3 protein-coding genes are annotated in these 3,151 nt (G+C 74.9%); 2 read left to right on the top strand and 1 reads right to left on the bottom strand.

The window, feature by feature from the left end; genetic code table 11:
* Positions 1-208: 208 nt before the first annotated feature.
* Both ACFWP3_RS41780 and ACFWP3_RS41785 read left to right on the top strand, forming a co-directional pair.
* Positions 209-1,306, top strand: a complete 1,098-nt coding sequence (locus ACFWP3_RS41780; RefSeq protein WP_384232186.1) for a hypothetical protein — start codon at positions 209-211, stop codon at positions 1,304-1,306.
* Positions 1,303-1,950, top strand: a complete 648-nt coding sequence (locus ACFWP3_RS41785; RefSeq protein WP_384232187.1) for a hypothetical protein — start codon at positions 1,303-1,305, stop codon at positions 1,948-1,950. The genes ACFWP3_RS41780 and ACFWP3_RS41785 overlap by 4 nt, the downstream gene beginning before the upstream one ends.
* 70 nt (positions 1,951-2,020) lie before the next feature.
* On the opposite strand, the gene ACFWP3_RS41790 is transcribed toward ACFWP3_RS41785, so the two are convergent.
* The gene (locus ACFWP3_RS41790) at positions 2,021-2,758 is read right to left on the bottom strand and encodes an NPP1 family protein (RefSeq protein WP_384232188.1); all 738 of its coding nucleotides are present in this window, start codon (positions 2,756-2,758) and stop codon (positions 2,021-2,023) included.
* Between the last annotated feature and the right edge of the window lie 393 nt (positions 2,759-3,151).

Here is a 3,151-nt window from a genome sequence, read left to right on the forward strand (position 1 = left end):
GGCCCGGGTCCGGGTCCGGGTCCGGGTCCGGGTCCGGGCCCGGGCCCGGGCCCGAGTCCGACGACGGGCGGGGGCCGGGTCCGACGACGGGCGGGGGCCGGGTCCGGCGACGGGCGGGGGCCGGGTCCGGCGACGGGCGGGGGCCGGGTCCGGCGACGGGCGGGGGCCGGGTGGGCGGAGGAGAATGGGAGACGGCTCACGGAGGGTCATGTCTGCCGTTGTCCGATGGTCCGTCCGATCGCTGACCGCGGTGTTTCTGAGCGCGGCGGTCGCGTGGGGCTCCCCCGTCGCCGCACCGCCCGCCCGGGCTGGGGCACCGGCACCGGCACCCGTCGTCGCGGTCGCGGCGCCCGCGCCCTCCTTGGTGCTGAGCCCGGCCGAGGGTGAGGCGGGGACGCCCGTCCTGGTCGACGGCTCCGGATTCGCGGGCTGTTTCGGGAAGCGTCCCGGTACGGTCTCGCTGTACTGGGACGACGAGGTCCCGGTCGGATCCGCCCAAATGGCCCAGGGCGAGGAGGGGTTCACCGCGGAGTTCGCCGTCCCGGCCGACGCCTCCGCCGGGGAGCACCTCGTACGGGCGGTCTGCGACCGGAACGACGCGTACGTCGCCACGGCCGCCTTCACGGTGGTGGACGGGGAGTTGCCGCCCCCGGTGGGAGAGCCGGTGGTGACCGTCACTCCGGACCAGGGTCGGGCCGGTATCGCGCAACCCGTCCTCACCGGTGCCGGATTCGACTGTCCGAGTGTCGAACTGCTCTGGGACGGAGGCCTGCTGGGCTCTTCCGAGGTCTCGGAGGAGGGCACGTTCGAGGCCACGCTCCAGATCTCGGACACCGAGACCGCGGGCGACCACGCGCTGCTGGTCCGGTGCGCCGGGGACCCGGGCCGCGCCGCCGAGGCCTCGTTCACCGTGACGGCCCCGGATCCGTCCGTGGAGCCGTCCCCCGAACCGTCCGCCACGGACACCGATCCGGTGCCCACGCCGGACCCGCCGACCCCTGCCCCTCCGACGCCCGACCCGCCGACCCCCGTCCCGCCGGACCCGAACGCGAATTCCGGGAGCGGTCCGGCCTCCGTCGGCTGGGTGGTCGGCTCGAGCCTCCTCGGCGCGGGCCTGCTGGCCGCCGCCGGTGCGGCGTACCTGGCGCACCGTCAGCGGGGGCCGCGCTGGGTGCACGAGCACGTCGGCACCCGGCTGCGCCCCTCCCCCGGGAGCACCGGCGTCAGCGGGCCGCCGGGGCACTCGGTACGGCTGGAGCCGCGTGCGGACCCCGGAGAGCAGACCGTGCAGGAGGAAGACAGATGACCACCGCCCCCATCGCCGCGCCCCCGACCGTCCGGTCCTTCCTGCTGGGCCCCGACGAGGTCCGGGCCGCCGCCGGGCTGGCCGAGGCCCTGCACGACCAGCACACGGGTACGGGCCTCCTCCCCGGCCCGCGCGGCCTGACGGACGCGGCGGACCGGGCCGTCGAGGCGCGACTGGCGTCCGTCATCGGCGGGTTCCTCGACATCGACCTCGTGTCGCTGGTCGCCGGCGGCTGGGCCAAGCACAGCGCCCTCCGGGACGCCGCCCGCCGGACCCGCCGGTACCCGGGCAGCGAGGAGGTGGTCGCCCTGGCCACGCACAGCATCACGTCCACCCACGAGCCCGCGGTGGACGTCCTGGTGGACGGGGCCCCGGCCGCCACCGTCGACGTGGGGCTCACCGTCGTCTTCCGGATCACCGGACTGGTCGCCGCGGTCCGCGACGCCCGCCTGATCGCCGTCCGGACCGGGGAGTGCGCGGTCGAGGCGCAGCTGAGCGTCCGGCGGACCCTCGTCGCGACGCGGGAGGGCCGCCTGGACCTGCCCGGGGAACTGCGGCTGCGCGGCCCCGTCGAGCTGCTCCCTCCCGCGTACCGGGGACCGCAGCCGGCCTACGGGGAGACCGGCGGACGTCGTACGCGCTGAACGCGCCCGGATCCGTAGGCGAGCGCGGGCGCGGCGGAGCGGAACGGACCGGCCCCTACGTGCAGCAGCGTCACGTCTGGTAGGGGTCGAAGGGGATGCCCGCCGGTTTGGCCTCGGCCAGGTGGGATGCGAAGGAGCCGTCCTTCAGGCCGAAGTGCGCGCTGCCGAAATCGGCCTGGCTGAGCTTGTCCCGCAGGGTCGCGGGGTAGCCCGACCAGCCGACGAGTGCGGGGAACTGCCAGGCGCGGCGGTGGTTCTCGGGCGGTTCGTCGTTGGTGTTGGCGGCGCGGAAGCAGTGGGTGCCGACGCCGTCCTTGTGGTAGACGATCTTGGGGTGCGTGCCGTCCCAGCGGATCTGGTCGCGCGCGTGGATGTCGAAGTCGCCGTGGGCGGACGTCGCGACGTATTTGGCCTCGTTGCCCTGGATCCAGACCACCACGTGCTCCCAGTCGTGGCGGTGGCCGCCGAGCTCGATGCCGGGGATGGCCTGGTCCTTCTCGAAGTACAGCGCGTACACCACGGCGCACCAGCCGTTGTTGCAGGTCCAGCGGGAGTAGCCGTTGGTGTTGGCGAGGTCCGAGGCGTCACGGCAGCTGCCGTTGAGGGCGCCGGTGGGCTTGAGGCCGCCGTTCAGGACTCCGGTCGGGCCGATGGCGGGGGTCGGGTAGCAGCCGTCGGTGTCGTAGTCGTAGGCCGGCTGGAAGGTCCGCTCGATCGCTTCGGCCTGGGCGGGCAGGGCCGGGGGCGGCGCCGCGAAGGCCGTGTGGGGCAGGGCGACGACCAGCGCCAGGGCGGCGCCGACGACCATGGCTGATCTCCGGATGTGACGGTTCGTCCGCACAACGGGCCTCCTGGCCGGTCGGGTTCGAGGGTGGCGGGCGAATCGCGACCACCGTCGACCGACACGCCCGGAGCATCATTCGCGAACCGGGGCGACACGGCAAGGGTCCGGGCAGCCTCTCTTTCCGGCACGGCGTCCGTTCCGGATAGCCGTGCGACTTAAGAGAATTGATTGGTCGTCAGGAAGGGAGGTCAGGGGTGGGGGCGCGGCAGGCGGCGTCGGGCCGTGAAAGGCGGGCGCCGTGCGGCGCGGGGGGGGGGGCGCCCCCGGCGGCCCAGGCCGGGGCCCGCGGGCCGGCGCGGCCCCCCGCGGCGGTCCCGGAATAAAAAAAACGAAACCACCACACCAACTCGCACAAGG

The organism is Streptomyces sp. NPDC058525 (assembly GCF_042719495.1).
In the GTDB taxonomy this organism is placed as follows: domain Bacteria; phylum Actinomycetota; class Actinomycetes; order Streptomycetales; family Streptomycetaceae; genus Streptomyces.